Below are 14,675 nucleotides of genomic sequence, written 5' to 3'. Positions count from 1 at the left end.
TGAAAGGTTAGCCAAAATAAGCGTTTTTTGCTATGATGATTATCGTAAGTATTGACAGGAGGAGTGAATATGGCAAGACCCGTAGTAGCTATCGTTGGCAGGCCTAACGTTGGTAAATCAACCATTTTCAATCGATTGATCGGCGACCGGCTGGCCATCGTGGAAGATAAACCGGGTATTACCCGCGACCGGATTTATGGGGTATCCGAATGGAACGGCAAAGCGTTCAGCGTCATCGATACCGGGGGGATCGAAATCGACGGCGATGACGTCATTTTGAAATCCATCCGCATGCAGGCCGAGCTTGCAATCGAGGAAGCGGATGTGATCGTGTTCATGTGCGACGCCAAAAGCGGGGTCACGCAATCGGACGAAGAAGTGGCCCAAATTTTGTTCCGCTCCGGAAAGCCGATCGTGCTCGCCGTGAACAAGGTGGATAACCTCAGCCGCCATGACGAAATTTATGAGTTTTACAGCCTTGGATTCGGCGACCCGATCGCGATCTCCGGCAGCCACGGAACAGGCATCGGCGATTTGCTTGATGCGATCGTCGATATATTGCCCGATCTTAGCGACGACGACTATGACGAGGACGTCATCCGCGTTGCGCTGATCGGACGCCCCAACGTGGGCAAATCTTCTCTCGTCAATGCCATTCTCGGCGAGGAACGCGTCATCGTCAGCGATATCGCGGGCACGACAAGGGATGCGATCGATACGCCGTTTGAAAAGGACGGGCAGCGTTACGTCCTGATCGATACGGCGGGAATGCGCAAACGCGGCAAAGTATACGAGACGACGGAAAAATACAGCGTCATGCGGGCCATGCGCGCCATCGAACGGGCGGACGTCGTGTTGATCGTCATCAACGGCGAGGAAGGCATCATCGATCAGGACAAGCATATTGCCGGTTACGCGTATGAAGCGGGCAAAGCATCCATTTTCGTCGTCAACAAATGGGATGTCGTCGAGAAGGACGACAAAACGATGCACCAGTTCGAGAAAAAGATCCGGGATCATTTTCTCTTCATGACGTATGCACCGATCGTGTTTTTGTCCGCCAAAACGAAGTCGCGCCTGCATAAGCTGCTGCCCGTCGTTCAGCATGTGGCCCAGCAGCATTCTCTTCGCGTGCAGACGCATCTGCTTAACGACGTCGTTTCCGATGCGGTCGCGATCAACCCTCCTCCGACGGATAAAGGAAGGCGTTTGCGGATTAACTATGTCACCCAGGTGGCCGTCAAGCCGCCGACCATGGTTGTATTTGTTAACGATCCTGAGCTGATGCATTTCTCCTATGAACGGTATTTGGAGAATAAAATACGGGGGGCGTTCGATTTCGAAGGGACCCCGATCAGGATCTTTACGCGGCGCAAATCGGATGAAAGTTAGGGGAGAATAGTTTGACATTAAAGATCATCGCCATTGTACTGAGTTATTTGCTCGGCTCCGTCAGTTTCAGCGTCGTGATGGCCAAACTTCTGAAAGGGATCGATATCCGCCAGCATGGAAGCGGAAATGCGGGAGCTACCAACACGCTGAGAATTTTGGGAAAAGGGCCGGCCATTGCCGTGCTGCTGCTTGACGTATTGAAGGGCATCGGCGCCATTTGGCTGGGCAAGTGGCTTGGGGGAGGAAACGAATGGATTCCCGCCCTCTGCGGCCTGGCTGCCATCGTCGGCCATAACTGGCCCGTGTACTTCCGTTTCCGCGGCGGCAAAGGGATCGCCACTACGATCGGCATTATGGCAACGCTCTGCTTTTTCCCGGCATTGTGCGCGGGAATCATCGCCATTTTATTGATCGTGTTTACGCGTTACGTTTCGCTCGGTTCGCTTGTATTCGTGGCGCTGACTCCTATTTCTCTGTTAGTCTTTGGTTTGATCCAAGGTTTCGACTGGCCGATTTTCTGGTCCAGTTTGGTCATTTGTTTGTTTGCCTTCTGGAGACACCGCAGCAATATCGTAAAGATCGTTCAAGGACGGGAAAACAAAATTGGCTCCGGAGGTTCCAAAGGGGGAAAGGGCATTGTCAAATAAGATAGCCGTACTGGTTGCGGGAAGCTGGGGCACCGCCCTGGCCAGCGTTCTCGCCTGCAATCACCCGAACGTGGTGATCTGGAGCCGCAGCAGCGAGCAGGTACGGGAAATCAACGAGAAGCATATGAACAGCCGGTATTTGCCTGACGCCGCGTTGCCGGCCAACCTGAAAGCGACAACGGATCTCGAAGAGGCCGTCAAGGATGCGGGGGCGGTGCTGATCGTCGCCCCGTCCAAAGCGATGCGCGAAGTGGCGCGGTCGCTGAAGGCGTATTGGCGCAAAGACATGCTGTGCATCCACGCGACGAAAGGGTTCGAAACCGAAACGCTGAAGCGGATGTCGACGGTCATTTCCGAAGAGCTTGGCATCGAAGAGGGCGACGTTGTCGTTCTATCGGGGCCGAGCCACGCGGAGGAAGTCATCCGCCGCTGCCCGACGACGGTCGTAGTGGCCTCCCTTAACCAAAAGGCCGCGGCCGCGGCGCAATATTTGTTCATGAACGCCGACTTCCGCGTGTATACCAACAGGGACATGTTAGGCGTCGAATTGGCCGGAGCGCTCAAAAACATCATTGCGCTTGGGGCCGGCATGTCCGACGGGCTTGGTTACGGCGACAACGCAAAAGCGGCGCTGCTGACGCGGGGGCTTGCGGAGATCACCCGGATCGGCGTCGAACTGGGGGCCAACCCGCTTACGTTTTCGGGGCTTGCCGGGGTCGGTGACCTGGTGGTTACCGCGACCAGCCGCCACAGCCGGAACTGGCGGGCAGGCTCGTTGCTTGGCCAAGGGAAAAAGGTCGACGAAGTCCTGGACTCCATGGGCATGGTCGTAGAAGGGATCCGCACGACCCAAGCGGCCCACACGATTTCCGCCAAATACGGCGTGCAAATGCCGATCGCGGAGCAGCTGTACCAAGTGCTGTTTGAGAACAAAGATCCCCGCATCGCTGTCGAAGCCCTGATGGGCCGCGACCCGAAGACGGAAATGGAAGCCATGAAGCTCAAAACCTGGGAGCAATGGCATAGCTGATCTTTTCACCTTTCAGGGCCAATCCTCATATATATAAGTTGAGGACTGTCGGAGGAGGGGAGAAGATGAGCAAAAATTTCCCAAAAGATGTGCTGAACGTCGTCAACAAGAAATCCGGTAAGCGCATCTCGGAAAGCCAGGTTAAGAAATTAGCCAGTACCGTAAAACCGTCCACGATGCAAAACGAGACCCAGCTCCGCCAACTGATCAAGCAAGTGTCCGCGATGGCCAACGTTCCGGTCAGCGAAGAGACGATCCAGGACATCGTGAGCGCGGTCAAAAAAAGCGGCATGAACCCGCAAAACATGGAATCGTTGATGAAATTAATGATGAAGAAATAAATCGGGTTACCCAAAATCAAAGGGCAATAAGCCTTTGAAGCCTTAAGCTTCAAGGACTTTATGCTCTTTTTTTCAGATGTCGATATTACGTAACCCTTTCCGCTAAAAATGCGGACAAGTTTCATGCTATAATACGTCTATATATCAAGAAATGGAGAGTCAGCCTATGGATCCGATGACAAAAATGTGGGTCTCCCTGATTGCCATCCTGATCATGGGATTATCCGTGTTTTTAATTACGTTTGCCCGCACGAAAACAACCGGCATTCTTCGCGGCGCTTTATCTTTTGTGGCGTTTATTTTTATGGTGGTGGGATTTCTCGGAGGAATGGCGGCGTTGATATGAACCCGTTCCGCATTTTTTTTGACAAAAAAAAGCCGGCAAACGAGGAGATGGTTGAACCGGAACAACGTGCAACCGCGGCTTCCGGGGAAGCTACCATGCAGCTGAAAGGACGGACGATCGAAAAAACGGTCGTGCCCGAACCGGGAAAAACGATCCTTCAGCACGCAAAGGACCATGAAATCGACTGGCAGCATATGTGCCGCCGCGGCACGTGCGCCCGCTGCAGATGTCAGGTCGTGGAGGGAGCGGAGCTGCTCGAAGAGCCGACGCAAGCCGAACTTCGGCGCCTCGACACGGAAGAATTCGACGAAGGTTTCCGCCTTGGATGCCAGGCGGTCGTAAGATCCCCGGGAAAAATCGTAGCGCGGAACAAAACTTATTTTTAAACGGATGGTTGGATAGGAGAGTGGGACATGCAGGTTTCATCCGAACTACATCATGCGCTGCAGCAGTTATCTGAACGGTTCGGGCAAGCCGGGAATTGCTGGCTGGTCGGCGGAAGCTGCGGACTTCTGCTCCAGAACGTGCGTCTTGACGCCATGCCCCGGGATATCGACGTCTATGCGGATGGTGTCCGCGTAAGCCGACTTCACGTCCTGCTGAACGACTTGGCCGTCGACGAACCCGAAGTGAGCCGGACGGATACATATCACTCCACCCTCAGCCATTATAAGCTGGGCGATTATTTGATGGAACTGGTCGGCAGCTTTAAGGTTCATGCGTCGGGGAGCCGTTATGAGGTTCTGGTGGAAAATCTTTTGCTCCCGGAAGCCAAAACGGCTGAGATCGGAGGCTTTTCCATTCCCCTGATGCCGCTTGGACATGAATTGGTGTTTAACGTGCTTAGGGAGCGTCCCGACCGGTACCAAGCGATCGCCGCAACGATGACGACGGATTTGGGGAGCCATATGCCGCTGCTCCGCCGCATCTTCGAAACCTGCCGGCTGTCGCGCAAGCATGCGGTGCAAATCGAAAAACTGCTCGGCTTGAACGGAGACGGCAGCCATTTTCGCGTCGCGCCCGAGGAGCCGTTGCATGATGAAGCATGAAATTACGTTTAAGCCTTCGGGCAAAAAGACGGCCGTAAGCCCCGGCACGACGGTGCTGGCGGCTTCCCGCCGGGCGGGCGCCCCTATTCCGACGCGCTGCGGCGGCAAAATGGGCTGCCTCATGTGCAAAATCGAAGTGGACGATCAAGCCAAAGAGCAGCTGTCTCCCCCGTCGGAGGCGGAAAGCCGGAAGCTTGGCTCGTTGATCCATACAGGGATAAGGCTGGCCTGCCAGTCGAAAATCGAAGGAACGGTGACCGTCACCATACCTGAAGACAAGCTGAAGGCCGCGATTCGCAAACAGCTGGAGGCGGCGCGGCAGCGGGATCAGGAAGACCTTTGGTGATGCTTGCCCGATTTGACATTTTCACGACATAAAGGATGATGATTGTGACTCAGGCTCATTTCGCCAAACGTTCCGGTACCCTCCGGAAAGCCGCGGCCGCCGTCATGGCGGTTTTGCTTGCGGTCAGCTTGTCCGGATGTTTGTACCCGGATGAGAAAAAAAACGAAAACAGGGTGTCGTATCGCGAAAGCGTCAAACGCATCCAGTCCGCGATCGACGATTATCAAAAAGAAAAAGGTCTGCTGCCGATATTGAACGCGGACCAGGAAACGCCGAAATACGAGAAATTCCGGATCGACCTGGATAAGCTGCAAAAAGAGGGATTCATCGATGAAATCCCGTCGACCGCCTTCGAGAAGGGCGGAAGCGCCTACTTCCTCATTCAGGACGAAGAAACGAAACCTACGGTCAAAGTGATGGATCTGATCACGGTCCAAAAAGTCAACGACGTACAGCGTCTCGTCAACCAATACAAGATTGCGCATGACGGGAAGCTTCCTGCCGGAGACGAAGTTTACCCGGATATTCATGCGGTGGACCCTTCGCTTGCAGGTTTGAAGGACATCGGTTTGAAAAGCGTCTATTCCGGCCAGGAGGTCCGTTTTATCATGGACCGAACAGGCACGGTTTACGTCGACTACGCATTCGATATGATGCAGCTGATCGATAAGCAAGGCCTCAAGCCGACCCGAGAGGAGGATTTGCGGGAAGAGCTGGTGAAAGCGTCGGAATACGTTCCCGTCAAATCGCTGCCGTACCGATGGTCCGGGGACGCGCCGGTAGCCGTCGCGCCCGGATCTTCGTCCAAATAACCCCATAGATTCCTATAGCCGTTGTTCCAAGCGATCCGCTTGCGAAGAGCGGCTTTTTGCATTTTTGGGGGAGGGCTTCAGAGAATCTTCTTTTAGCGGGGCTCCACGCTTTGTTTGCGCAAAATATTTTACATAGATGGACGGCAAGGCGCATATAACTGGAAAGGATGACGAGGCCGGGCAAAGCTCGGGATCTATGGAATGGGCTAAAGAGCGGCGGAAATCGGGCGTGAACGGGCTTTAGAACACTCTCTATAGGTTAAGAGATTTTGCAAAATACCCGTCATATTGTTTTTCATAGGTACATAATATGATACTAGTCCAAATGCCTAAAGCGAGTATCGCCGCTTTGCCGTTCCAATCCGATTCTGACCCCGGCGGCGGACTACTGACGACATTGTATGGCTCCATTCCGTTGCAATGGCTCGAGGCTTCAGATGGAACACGAAGCGGGATGCTCTTAAGCATTTTTCCTTCGGAGTAAATGAGGAGGGGATCTCTTTTGGAAAAAGTGGACATTTTTAAAGACATTGCCGAACGCACCGGCGGGGACATTTACCTGGGTGTGGTCGGCGCGGTCCGAACAGGCAAATCGACGTTCATCAAGCGGTTCATGGAAACCATCGTGCTTCCGAACATCGCAAGCGAAGCCGATCGGGCACGAGCCGTGGATGAACTGCCGCAAAGCGCGGCCGGCAAAACCATCATGACGACGGAACCGAAATTCGTGCCGAACAATGCAGTGCAAATCAAGGTAACCGAGGGACTGGAGGTCAACGTCCGCCTGGTGGACTGCGTAGGCTACGCGGTTGAGGGGGCAAAAGGGTACGAGGATGAAAACGGTCCGCGCATGATCTCCACCCCTTGGTTCGAGGAGCCGATTCCGTTTCAGGAAGCGGCTGAAATCGGAACGCGCAAAGTCATTCAGGAACATTCGACGCTTGGCGTGGTGGTCACCACCGACGGAACCATCGCGGAAATCCCGCGCAGCTCCTACGTGGAAGCCGAAGAACGCGTCATCGCCGAGCTGAAGGAAGTAGGCAAGCCGTTCGTGCTCGTCATCAACTCGACCCGTCCGCGCAGCGAAGAAACGCTGCAGCTGCGCAACGAACTGGCCGACAAATACGACATCCCGGTCATGGCCCTCAGCGCGGCGACGATGACGGAGGACGACGTGACAGGCGTGCTGCGCGAAGTGCTTTACGAATTCCCCGTGCATGAAGTCAACGTCAATCTGCCGAGCTGGGTGATGGTGCTGAACGAAAAGCACTGGCTCCGGAGCAACTATGAAAATTCGGTCCGCGATACGGTCAAGGACATCCGCCGTTTGCGCGACGTGGACCGCGTCGTGTCCCAATTCATGGATTACGAATTCATCCAGCGCGCCGCGCTCAGCGGCATGAACATGGGGCAGGGCGTGGCGGAAATCGACTTGTTCGCGCCGGATGAATTGTATGACCAAATCCTGATGGAAGTGGTCGGCGTCGAAATCCGCGGCAAGGATCATCTGCTCCAGCTGATGCAGGAATTCTCCCATGCCAAACGCGAATACGACCGGTTCGCGGAAGCGCTTGAAATGGTGAAAACAACCGGTTACGGCATCGCCGCGCCGTCCCTTGCGGAAATGTCGTTGGATGAGCCTGAGCTTATTCGTCAGGGAACCCGTTTCGGCGTGAGGCTGAAAGCGACGGCTCCTTCGATCCACATGATCAGGGTCGACGTCGAATCCGAGTTCTCCCCGATCATCGGCACGGAAAAGCAAAGCGAGGAGCTTGTGCGCTACCTCATCCAGGATTTCGAAAACGACCCGATCAAAATTTGGGATTCGGACATCTTCGGACGTTCCCTGCACTCGATCGTGCGCGAAGGCATTCAAGGCAAGATCGCCATGATGCCGGACAATGCGCGATACAAGCTGCAGGAAACGCTGGGCAGAATCATCAACGAGGGATCGGGCGGCCTGATCGCCATCATTCTGTAACGCTGCATGCGAAACCCCGCCGGCGGAGCTATCCGCCGGCGGGGTTTTTTGCGTTCGTTTGCAGGATTAAACCGGTCGATATTCCCAGCCGCGCCAGCATTTTTTAACTTCATCATACCGATGAGAAAAGCGGTTTTAGTCGAATTTTGCAAAAATATGGCGTAAATAATTAAAAACCTATTTACATACTTGGTTTTAGGCCTTATATTATGTATAACATTTTTACATTGTAGAGAGTTGAAGGGGGAAAGAACCGATGCGATTCGGTAGAAAAAGAAATGCGGCATTGCTCTCATTATTCCTGGTTTTGGCTTTACTGGCAAGCGCCTGCGGGCAAAAAAACGCATCGACCGTCGGCGGCGAAGCGGACGCTGCCGGCAATGCGGACAAGCCTTTGGCAGGCAAACGCGTGGCGCTCATCATGGAATTCAACACAGGCACGTTCTCGCAGCAGTACGTGCAGGGCGTCACCGAGGAAGTCGAAAAATTCGGGGGCAAGCTGACGAAATTCGTTGCGGGCAACGACAAGGCCAAGATGGCATCCTTGCTCGATTCCGCCATTACCCAGCGTTTTGACCTGATCCTGACGGACCATGGCGATCAGCTCTTGCAGCCGGGCGTTCAGAAGGCGGTGTCCCAGAAGATCCCCGTCGTCGTATTCGACGCGGACGTCCACGTGGCGGGCGCTACGACCTTGTCCCAGGACGACCGGAAAATGGCCGAGCTGACGCTGGAACAAATGAAAAAAGACATCGGCGGCAAAGGCAATATCGTCAAGGTGTGGGTCGCCGGCTTCGCGCCGATGGAACGCCGTCAGACGGCATATAGCAAATTCATGCAGGAAAACCCGGACATCAAAGAGATCGCGACGTTCGGCACGGCCCAAAATCCGGCCCTTGATACGCAAACGCAAATGGAAGCCATTCTGAAGCAGTATCCGAAAGGCCAAATTTCGGCCGTTTGGACCGCCTGGGACGAATTCGCCAAAGGGGCCGCCCGCGCGATCCAGCAAGCCGGACGCGACGAAATCAAAGTATACGGCATCGATATGAGCGACGAAGATTTGCAGATGATCCAGGATCCGAAAAATCCTTGGGTCGCTTCCGCCGCGGTGGATCCGAAGGACATCGGGCGCATCCAGGTCAGATACGGATACCAAAAGCTGCATGGCGACAAAACCGAGGACGAAGTGGTGCTGGAGCCGGTTTACGTATCCCGCGACGCTTTGCCTCAAGAGCAAATTTCGACGACGGAGCTGTCCAAATACGTGAAAGGCTGGGGCGAAAGCAAGCAAGGCCTTGCGGATTGGATGGCGGAATACGGCAAGTAATGGCTGAACGTCAAGCCAGGGCTTCATGCTGAAAGGCCGTGCTTAGGCACGGTCTTTTCAATCATATGAGGATGATCCACAGTCCTTGAGCGAAAAAAGGAGGGGCCGCTTTGACAGCTTCATACCAATTGGAAATGAAAAAGATCACCAAGCAATTCGGCGGCGTTCCGGCCCTGAACGCGGTGGATTTTACGGCAAAGGGAGGGCAAATCCATGCGCTCCTCGGCGCCAACGGGGCGGGGAAAAGCACGCTGATGAAAATCCTTTCCGGTGCCTACCGGGCGGACGGCGGGGACATAGCCGCGGATGGCAAGACGCTCCGGATTGCCTCTCCCGCCGACGCGAAAAAAAGCGGGATCCACTGCGTCTACCAGGAGGTGGATTCGGCTCTGGTGCCGCAGCTGACGGTCGCGGAAAACGTGATGCTGGACGCGCTTGCCTCCAAGGAATCGGGCCTTTGGATCCGGACCGGGGACCGGGCGAAGCGGGCGAAAAGCGTTTTATCCCGTCTTGGGGCGGACATCGACGTGAATCGGAAGGTCGCGGAACTCAGCCTTGCGCAAAAGCAAATCGTGCTGCTGGCCCGCATCGTGGCGCAGGACGCCAAGGCGATCATTTTCGACGAGCCGACCGCTCCGCTCAGCGACGGCGAATGCAGAGCGCTGTTCAGAATCATGCATGAATTAAAAGATAGCGGCGTGGCTTGCATCTTCATTACGCATCGGCTCCCCGAGGTGCTGGAGCATGCGGACTGGGTGACGGTCATGAGGGACGGGCAGAAGGTCCACTCCGGGCCCGCGGCCGACATCAGCGCCGAAGGCATCATCGGCCATATGCTCGGCAAAACGTTCGAGGAGGAATTTCCGAAACGGGAGACGAAGATCGGCGAACCGCTGCTTAAAGCCGAAGGAATCCGTAGGGGCTACAAAGTCCGCGGGGCGGATCTCGAGGTGCGAAGCGGCGAGGTGCTCGCCGTCGTCGGTCTCGTCGGTGCGGGCAAAACGGAGTTTGCCCGAATACTGGGCGGCGCGGACAAGCATGAAGAGGGCCGGATCGAGATGCGCGGGAAAAAGCTGTCGTTCCGGCAGCCCGCGGACGCGGTCAAGGCCGGGATCGTGCTGGTGCCCGAAGAGCGGCGCAAGCAGGGCATTTTCATTCATCAGTCCGTCGATTTGAATCTGACGCTGCCCATTCTCGACCGGGTGAGCCGTTTCGGCTTCGTTTCCCGCAAAAAAGAAAAGCGCCTCAGCTCGGACATCGTGCGTTCGCTTGGCGTCAAAGCGGCTTCGGGCGATCAGCTTGCCCTCTATTTAAGCGGCGGCAACCAGCAAAAGCTGGCCATCGGCAAATGGCTTGAAAGCGGCGCCGAAGTATTCATTTTCGACGAGCCGACCAAAGGCGTGGATATCGGGGCGAAAAGCGATATTTTCCGCATCATCGGCGACCTCGCGGCAGCGGGAAAAGGCATCGTCTATTTTACTTGCGAATTGGCGGAAGGGCTCGGGATCGGCGACCGGATCGCGGTCATGGCGGACGGCGCGGTCAGCAAGGTGTTCAAGCGCGGCGAAGCCACGCAGGCCCGGCTTTTATATTACGCCAGCGGAGGCATGGAGGAAGATTATGAAGGATAAATTGCTGCATTACGCGTTCCGTTACGGGGCGGTTGTCGTCATTATCGGGGTGATCGCCTTTTTTTCGTTCCGGCTCCCCTACTTTTTTACCTATGGCAACTTAAGCGATATTTTGGGCTCCATCACGATCGTGACGTTCGTTGCCATCGGCGTGACGCTTTCCCTTGTCGTGGACGGCTTCGATTTGTCGGTAGGCTCCACCGTCTCTCTGACGACCGTAGGAGCCGCTTCGCTGATGATCTGGTACCAGCAGCCCGTTTATGTCGTGATCATCGTCTCTTTGCTTGCAGGGGCGCTTATCGGCCTGCTGAACGCTTTGCTGATCGTTAAACTGCGGATACCGGATTTGCTGGCGACCCTTGCGGTGATGTACATCGTCGGCGGCATCCACAAAACCTATGCGCAGGGCTACAACATCTATAATCATATGGAATTTCCCGACGGCACCAAGGCTCCCGGGGAAATGAGCGCCGCTTTCCTTCAGCTGGGGCAGGGGAAGTGGTTCGGCATCCCGATCTCCGCCGTTTTGTTGATCATCGCCGTGGCGGCGGTCCATATTTTCCTGACGCGCACGAAATACGGCAGGCAAATGTACGTCACCGGCGGCAACGAGGAGGCGGCGCGACTTTCCGGGATCAAGGTGAAAAAAGTCCGCACCCTCGCCTACGTTGCATCGGGCATTTTTGCGGCCATCGGCGGCATTTTGTATGCGTCGCGCGTCGGCTCGGGGCAAATCGACGCAGGTTCGCCGCTGCTGATGGAATCCGTCGCCGCCGTCTTCGTCGGCTTCTCGGTTTTTGGCGCGAGAAAGCCGAACGTCATCGGCACCTTCATCGGCTCCGTGCTGATCGGCGTGCTTGTCAACGGCTTGACGATGATGAACATGCAGTATTTTACGCATGACATTATCAAAGGAACGGTGCTTGTGCTGGCGCTTGCCGTCACTTTTTATGTTTTGAACCGTTCCAAAGCTTAAAACTCTTGAAATTATAATGGCGCTGTATTACTATAAGTTTGTCCGCGCCTGCGGCTGTACTGGCTTTACGGCGATTCTATCTGTAAATAACAGCAGATGAACGTATATTTTGCTGCAAAACGGAAAGAGTGAGTAACAACCGATCGAACCTTTGGGGAGGTGAAATGACCATGAATAAATCCGAACTGATTTCCCAAGTAGCTGAAACTGCAGAATTGTCCAAAAAGGATGCGACGAAAGCCGTTGACGCGGTATTCGAAGCGATCGCTCAAGCTCTGCAAAACGGAGACAAAGTCCAACTCGTTGGATTTGGCAACTTTGAAGTTCGCGAGCGTTCCGCCCGTAAAGGACGCAACCCGCAAACCGGTGAAGAAATCGAAATCCCTTCGAGCAAAATCCCTGCTTTCAAACCAGGCAAAGCGCTCAAAGACGGAATCAAATAAGATTTCTACATATTTCCAATAAGCTGGTGAGAAAAAGACCGTGATGAACCCGGCTGCCGCTGCAGATCTTGATCCGCAGCAGCGTTTCGGGTACCTGCAAAGCTTTTCGGTTCAACCCGATTTGACGCGCAGGCGTTCACGGCCTTTTCTTTTCTGTCTGGACGGTACGAGACGGATCGGCAGGGACCGGCCGGGGGGGAGTTTTCAAGCGTACTTCATTGGGATGCGGGTTGGTCTTGGTCCGCGTATGCGATCAGGACGACGGGATAACCTGCTTCCCGGCTGATCTGGCGTTCATACTCCCGGAGCTTCGAAATCGTTTCTTCGTCCAGCGGCGCCGGTTCGTAATGATTCATCATGGGGCTCACTCCTTTTTTAGTATATTGCTTGATTAGCTTTCCCAGGACGGCATCGAATTTTACGAGAAGAATCGATCGCGCAGATGATGGCGGAAGGAGGGAATTCATATGGAAAATCCGAACAACAACGATTACATCGTCGTGAAGGCCAAAGAAAACGGCGTGCAGGTGATCGGGCTGACCCGCGGTACTGATACGAAATTCCATCATACGGAAAAGCTCGATAAAGGCGAGGTTTTGATCGCGCAGTTCACGGATCATACGTCCGCCATGAAAATCCGCGGCAAGGCGGAGGTTCAAACCAAGCACGGGGTGATCGAAAGCGACAGCTAAATGCAGGCATAGCCTGCTTTTTTTTCGTTGGGTAATCGAGGTATGGACTCCGGGAATGAAGCTTAAACTATAGGTACCGAACAAGCGAGGAGGACTACCAGATGACCCGTTATATCCTTCCATGCGCCGCGCTCATCCTTGCTTTGGGAACGGCGCCGCCTTTATTTTGGGCAACCCCGCATGCCGATGCCGCCCCGGCCCGTCCCAAACAGGTGATGCCGGTCGTTTTGCATCGGCAGGGCTGGGAATTGAGCGACGACAACATCGTCGACGTGCTGCATTCGCTGCCTTTGACGCTGGCGATCCGCCGCGTGGAATGGCATGCGCCCGCGATATCCATCGACCTGACGGTACCCGCTCCCGAAACGACGCGAACGGAAATGTACAAAAACATCGCCGAAATCCTGTCGTTTTGCTTCTCGGGCACAAGCAACGTCCAGCAGGTCAAGCTGAGGCTGATGGCCGAGGATCCGTGGCTGGATACGCGCCATCTCCTTCTGGCGGCCGACACGGGACGAAGCGCATGGGATTCGGCCATGTACCGCGAACTCCGGCTGACGGGAGAAGCGGCGCTGCCCGAATACATAAAGAGCCGTTTGCACGTGATCGAAACCCTGTTGTGGAAAGAGCGTTACGGCGGATATTTTAGCGGGTAGATATATATAAAAATAAGGCTTCCCCACCCGTGCGTGGGGAAAAAACATGTGATATAATAGAAAAGATTGTGAACAAATGATCTTGTTCGTCGGATAAGCAAGTGATTCAAGAGAAATAAGGCTCGGAGGCTGACGATGAAACCGTACCGCGTACCCCAACTAGCAAAGAAATATGTCGAATACGACATGATCCAAAAACATACGGAGCTGCCGCCTTTTCCAGACGCTCGTGTTCAGCTTTTATACATTTTCCTGAACCAGGGAACCGGCAGTCACGGCATGCACAGCGAGCTGTTTTCGCTGGTGACTTCCCTCGTTCAATTAGGTATAGATACGCATGAAACGATTGATACGCAAAAGGACAAACCGGGCGAAGGCTTTATGCGTTCCCGCCAGCTGAAGGTTCTCGCAGGAGACTATTTCAGCAGCCGGTTTTATCAGCTCTTGTCCCAGAAGGGACAAATCGAAGCCGTTTCGCGCCTAAGCCAGGCCATTTGCGACGTCAATGTGCTGAAGATGAACTTGTACGGCAAAATGAAAAGCCTGTTATTGTCGGCAGAAGAATATTTGCGGCATACGGTGCAGCTGAATATGCAGCTGTTTCTTTCTTTTACGCCCCTGCTGGAAGAATCCCTCCACGAGTTGTGGGGCACTCTGCTCCGCAAAGTCAGCGAATGCGAAACCGTGTCGAGGGAAATGCAGCGGAGCGGCGGCGAACCGTTTCTTTACAGTTACTCTTACTGGCACATCCTGGATGTGGCCAATGAAGAGGATAAAGAGGCGCTGAGAGAACGAAAAATCGACAACAAGGACTGGAAAAAGCTGATGCTGAAATACAAAGCGGCCGAGCATATGGCCGAACGGCTGCGTCAAGCGGTAAACGGCGTCCAATCCGTTTTGAAAAACGCCAAAAGCGACGGCTGCCTTCGCGAGATCGGACAGGTTCTGGAGCCGTTCCAGCGTCAGCTGCACGCTTCCGGTTCGGCCGTCGGAGAAGGGTAGG

The 14,675-nt window shown here is 54.6% G+C and carries 18 protein-coding genes; 17 read left to right on the top strand and 1 reads right to left on the bottom strand.

The genetic code is table 11. The annotated features are described in order from the left end of the window. Positions 1-69 precede the first annotated feature (69 nt). The 14 genes from der to hbs all read left to right on the top strand — a co-directional run bounded on the left by der (position 70) and on the right by hbs (position 12,324). Entirely contained in the window at positions 70-1,392 is a 1,323-nt protein-coding gene (der, locus tag KI367_RS00380) for a ribosome biogenesis GTPase Der (RefSeq protein WP_036709982.1), read from the top strand. Between the two features lie 11 nt (positions 1,393-1,403). Continuing rightward, positions 1,404-2,039 carry a glycerol-3-phosphate 1-O-acyltransferase PlsY gene (gene plsY / locus KI367_RS00375; protein ID WP_036709986.1) on the top strand — a complete coding sequence of 212 codons (636 nt, stop codon included), beginning with the start codon at positions 1,404-1,406 and terminating at the stop codon, positions 2,037-2,039. Beyond that, the gene (locus tag KI367_RS00370) at positions 2,029-3,069 is read left to right on the top strand and encodes an NAD(P)H-dependent glycerol-3-phosphate dehydrogenase (RefSeq protein ID WP_212946836.1); all 1,041 of its coding nucleotides are present in this window, start codon (positions 2,029-2,031) and stop codon (positions 3,067-3,069) included. Before plsY ends, KI367_RS00370 begins: the two co-directional genes overlap by 11 nt. Positions 3,070-3,134: 65 nt before the next feature. Continuing rightward, positions 3,135-3,410, top strand: a complete 276-nt coding sequence (locus KI367_RS00365; protein WP_036709992.1) for a stage VI sporulation protein F — start codon at positions 3,135-3,137, stop codon at positions 3,408-3,410. A 166-nt stretch (positions 3,411-3,576) separates the two neighbouring features. After that, positions 3,577-3,756 carry a DUF2768 family protein gene (locus KI367_RS00360; RefSeq protein ID WP_036709997.1) on the top strand — a complete coding sequence of 60 codons (180 nt, stop codon included), beginning with the start codon at positions 3,577-3,579 and terminating at the stop codon, positions 3,754-3,756. Continuing rightward, entirely contained in the window at positions 3,753-4,142 is a 390-nt protein-coding gene (locus KI367_RS00355) for a 2Fe-2S iron-sulfur cluster-binding protein (RefSeq protein ID WP_306433210.1), read from the top strand. Before KI367_RS00360 ends, KI367_RS00355 begins: the two co-directional genes overlap by 4 nt. Before the next feature lie 27 nt (positions 4,143-4,169). After that, positions 4,170-4,805, top strand: coding sequence for a nucleotidyltransferase family protein (locus KI367_RS00350; RefSeq protein WP_212946835.1), 636 nt, complete (start codon positions 4,170-4,172; stop codon positions 4,803-4,805). After that, positions 4,795-5,151, top strand: coding sequence for a 2Fe-2S iron-sulfur cluster-binding protein (locus KI367_RS00345; protein ID WP_036710001.1), 357 nt, complete (start codon positions 4,795-4,797; stop codon positions 5,149-5,151). Before KI367_RS00350 ends, KI367_RS00345 begins: the two co-directional genes overlap by 11 nt. Before the next feature lie 38 nt (positions 5,152-5,189). Next, positions 5,190-5,963, top strand: a complete 774-nt coding sequence (locus KI367_RS00340; RefSeq protein WP_036710003.1) for a YphF family lipoprotein — start codon at positions 5,190-5,192, stop codon at positions 5,961-5,963. Between the two features lie 502 nt (positions 5,964-6,465). Next, positions 6,466-7,944, top strand: coding sequence for a stage IV sporulation protein A (gene spoIVA / locus KI367_RS00335; protein ID WP_036710007.1), 1,479 nt, complete (start codon positions 6,466-6,468; stop codon positions 7,942-7,944). Positions 7,945-8,200: 256 nt separating this feature from the next. Beyond that, complete coding sequence (locus KI367_RS00330) at positions 8,201-9,274, top strand: sugar ABC transporter substrate-binding protein (RefSeq protein ID WP_212946833.1); 1,074 nt, start codon at positions 8,201-8,203, stop codon at positions 9,272-9,274. Between the two features lie 134 nt (positions 9,275-9,408). Next, the gene (locus KI367_RS00325; RefSeq protein WP_212947420.1) at positions 9,409-10,905 is read left to right on the top strand and encodes a sugar ABC transporter ATP-binding protein; all 1,497 of its coding nucleotides are present in this window, start codon (positions 9,409-9,411) and stop codon (positions 10,903-10,905) included. Further along, the gene (locus tag KI367_RS00320) at positions 10,895-11,881 is read left to right on the top strand and encodes an ABC transporter permease (RefSeq protein WP_212946831.1); all 987 of its coding nucleotides are present in this window, start codon (positions 10,895-10,897) and stop codon (positions 11,879-11,881) included. The genes KI367_RS00325 and KI367_RS00320 overlap by 11 nt, the downstream gene beginning before the upstream one ends. A gap of 170 nt (positions 11,882-12,051) precedes the next feature. After that, positions 12,052-12,324 (top strand): non-specific DNA-binding protein Hbs, encoded by a 273-nt coding sequence (hbs, locus tag KI367_RS00315; RefSeq protein ID WP_036710010.1) that lies wholly within the window; start codon positions 12,052-12,054, stop codon positions 12,322-12,324. Positions 12,325-12,539: 215 nt separating this feature from the next. Here hbs and KI367_RS00310 read toward each other — a convergent pair whose 3' ends face one another. Continuing rightward, the gene (locus KI367_RS00310; RefSeq protein WP_156124571.1) at positions 12,540-12,683 is read right to left on the bottom strand and encodes a hypothetical protein; all 144 of its coding nucleotides are present in this window, start codon (positions 12,681-12,683) and stop codon (positions 12,540-12,542) included. A 108-nt stretch (positions 12,684-12,791) separates the two neighbouring features. Here KI367_RS00310 and mtrB point away from each other — a divergent pair, with 108 nt between their 5' ends. From mtrB to KI367_RS00295, 3 genes are all read left to right on the top strand, one after another. Then, on the top strand, positions 12,792-13,016 hold the full coding sequence (gene mtrB, locus KI367_RS00305) for a trp RNA-binding attenuation protein MtrB (protein ID WP_036710013.1): 225 nt from the start codon (positions 12,792-12,794) through the stop codon (positions 13,014-13,016). A 101-nt stretch (positions 13,017-13,117) separates the two neighbouring features. Further along, entirely contained in the window at positions 13,118-13,672 is a 555-nt protein-coding gene (locus KI367_RS00300) for a hypothetical protein (protein WP_052146992.1), read from the top strand. Between the two features lie 135 nt (positions 13,673-13,807). After that, positions 13,808-14,674, top strand: coding sequence for a heptaprenyl diphosphate synthase component 1 (locus KI367_RS00295; protein WP_212946829.1), 867 nt, complete (start codon positions 13,808-13,810; stop codon positions 14,672-14,674). The last annotated feature ends 1 nt before the right edge of the window (position 14,675 follow it).

This window comes from Paenibacillus cookii (genome assembly GCF_018333375.1).
In the GTDB taxonomy this organism is placed as follows: Bacteria; Bacillota; Bacilli; order Paenibacillales; family Paenibacillaceae; genus Paenibacillus_AQ; species Paenibacillus_AQ cookii.
This window is presented reverse-complemented; position numbering and strand designations above follow the sequence as displayed.

What these genes read in the sequence shown, in the direction of transcription:
- der (WP_036709982.1), top strand. Translation starts at nt 70, where the DNA reads ATGGCAAGACCCGTAGTAGCTATCGTTGGCAGGCCTAACGTTGGTAAA.
- KI367_RS00365 (WP_036709992.1), top strand. Translation starts at nt 3,135, where the DNA reads ATGAGCAAAAATTTCCCAAAAGATGTGCTGAACGTCGTCAACAAGAAA.
- KI367_RS00360 (WP_036709997.1), top strand. Translation starts at nt 3,577, where the DNA reads ATGGATCCGATGACAAAAATGTGGGTCTCCCTGATTGCCATCCTGATC.
- KI367_RS00355 (WP_306433210.1), top strand. Translation starts at nt 3,753, where the DNA reads ATGAACCCGTTCCGCATTTTTTTTGACAAAAAAAAGCCGGCAAACGAG.
- KI367_RS00350 (WP_212946835.1), top strand. Translation starts at nt 4,170, where the DNA reads ATGCAGGTTTCATCCGAACTACATCATGCGCTGCAGCAGTTATCTGAA.
- KI367_RS00345 (WP_036710001.1), top strand. Translation starts at nt 4,795, where the DNA reads ATGAAGCATGAAATTACGTTTAAGCCTTCGGGCAAAAAGACGGCCGTA.
- KI367_RS00340 (WP_036710003.1), top strand. Translation starts at nt 5,190, where the DNA reads ATGATTGTGACTCAGGCTCATTTCGCCAAACGTTCCGGTACCCTCCGG.
- KI367_RS00330 (WP_212946833.1), top strand. Translation starts at nt 8,201, where the DNA reads ATGCGATTCGGTAGAAAAAGAAATGCGGCATTGCTCTCATTATTCCTG.
- KI367_RS00325 (WP_212947420.1), top strand. Translation starts at nt 9,409, where the DNA reads ATGAAAAAGATCACCAAGCAATTCGGCGGCGTTCCGGCCCTGAACGCG.
- KI367_RS00320 (WP_212946831.1), top strand. Translation starts at nt 10,895, where the DNA reads ATGAAGGATAAATTGCTGCATTACGCGTTCCGTTACGGGGCGGTTGTC.
- hbs (WP_036710010.1), top strand. Translation starts at nt 12,052, where the DNA reads ATGAATAAATCCGAACTGATTTCCCAAGTAGCTGAAACTGCAGAATTG.
- KI367_RS00310 (WP_156124571.1), bottom strand. Translation starts at nt 12,683, where the DNA reads ATGATGAATCATTACGAACCGGCGCCGCTGGACGAAGAAACGATTTCG.
- mtrB (WP_036710013.1), top strand. Translation starts at nt 12,792, where the DNA reads ATGGAAAATCCGAACAACAACGATTACATCGTCGTGAAGGCCAAAGAA.
- KI367_RS00300 (WP_052146992.1), top strand. Translation starts at nt 13,118, where the DNA reads ATGACCCGTTATATCCTTCCATGCGCCGCGCTCATCCTTGCTTTGGGA.
- KI367_RS00295 (WP_212946829.1), top strand. Translation starts at nt 13,808, where the DNA reads ATGAAACCGTACCGCGTACCCCAACTAGCAAAGAAATATGTCGAATAC.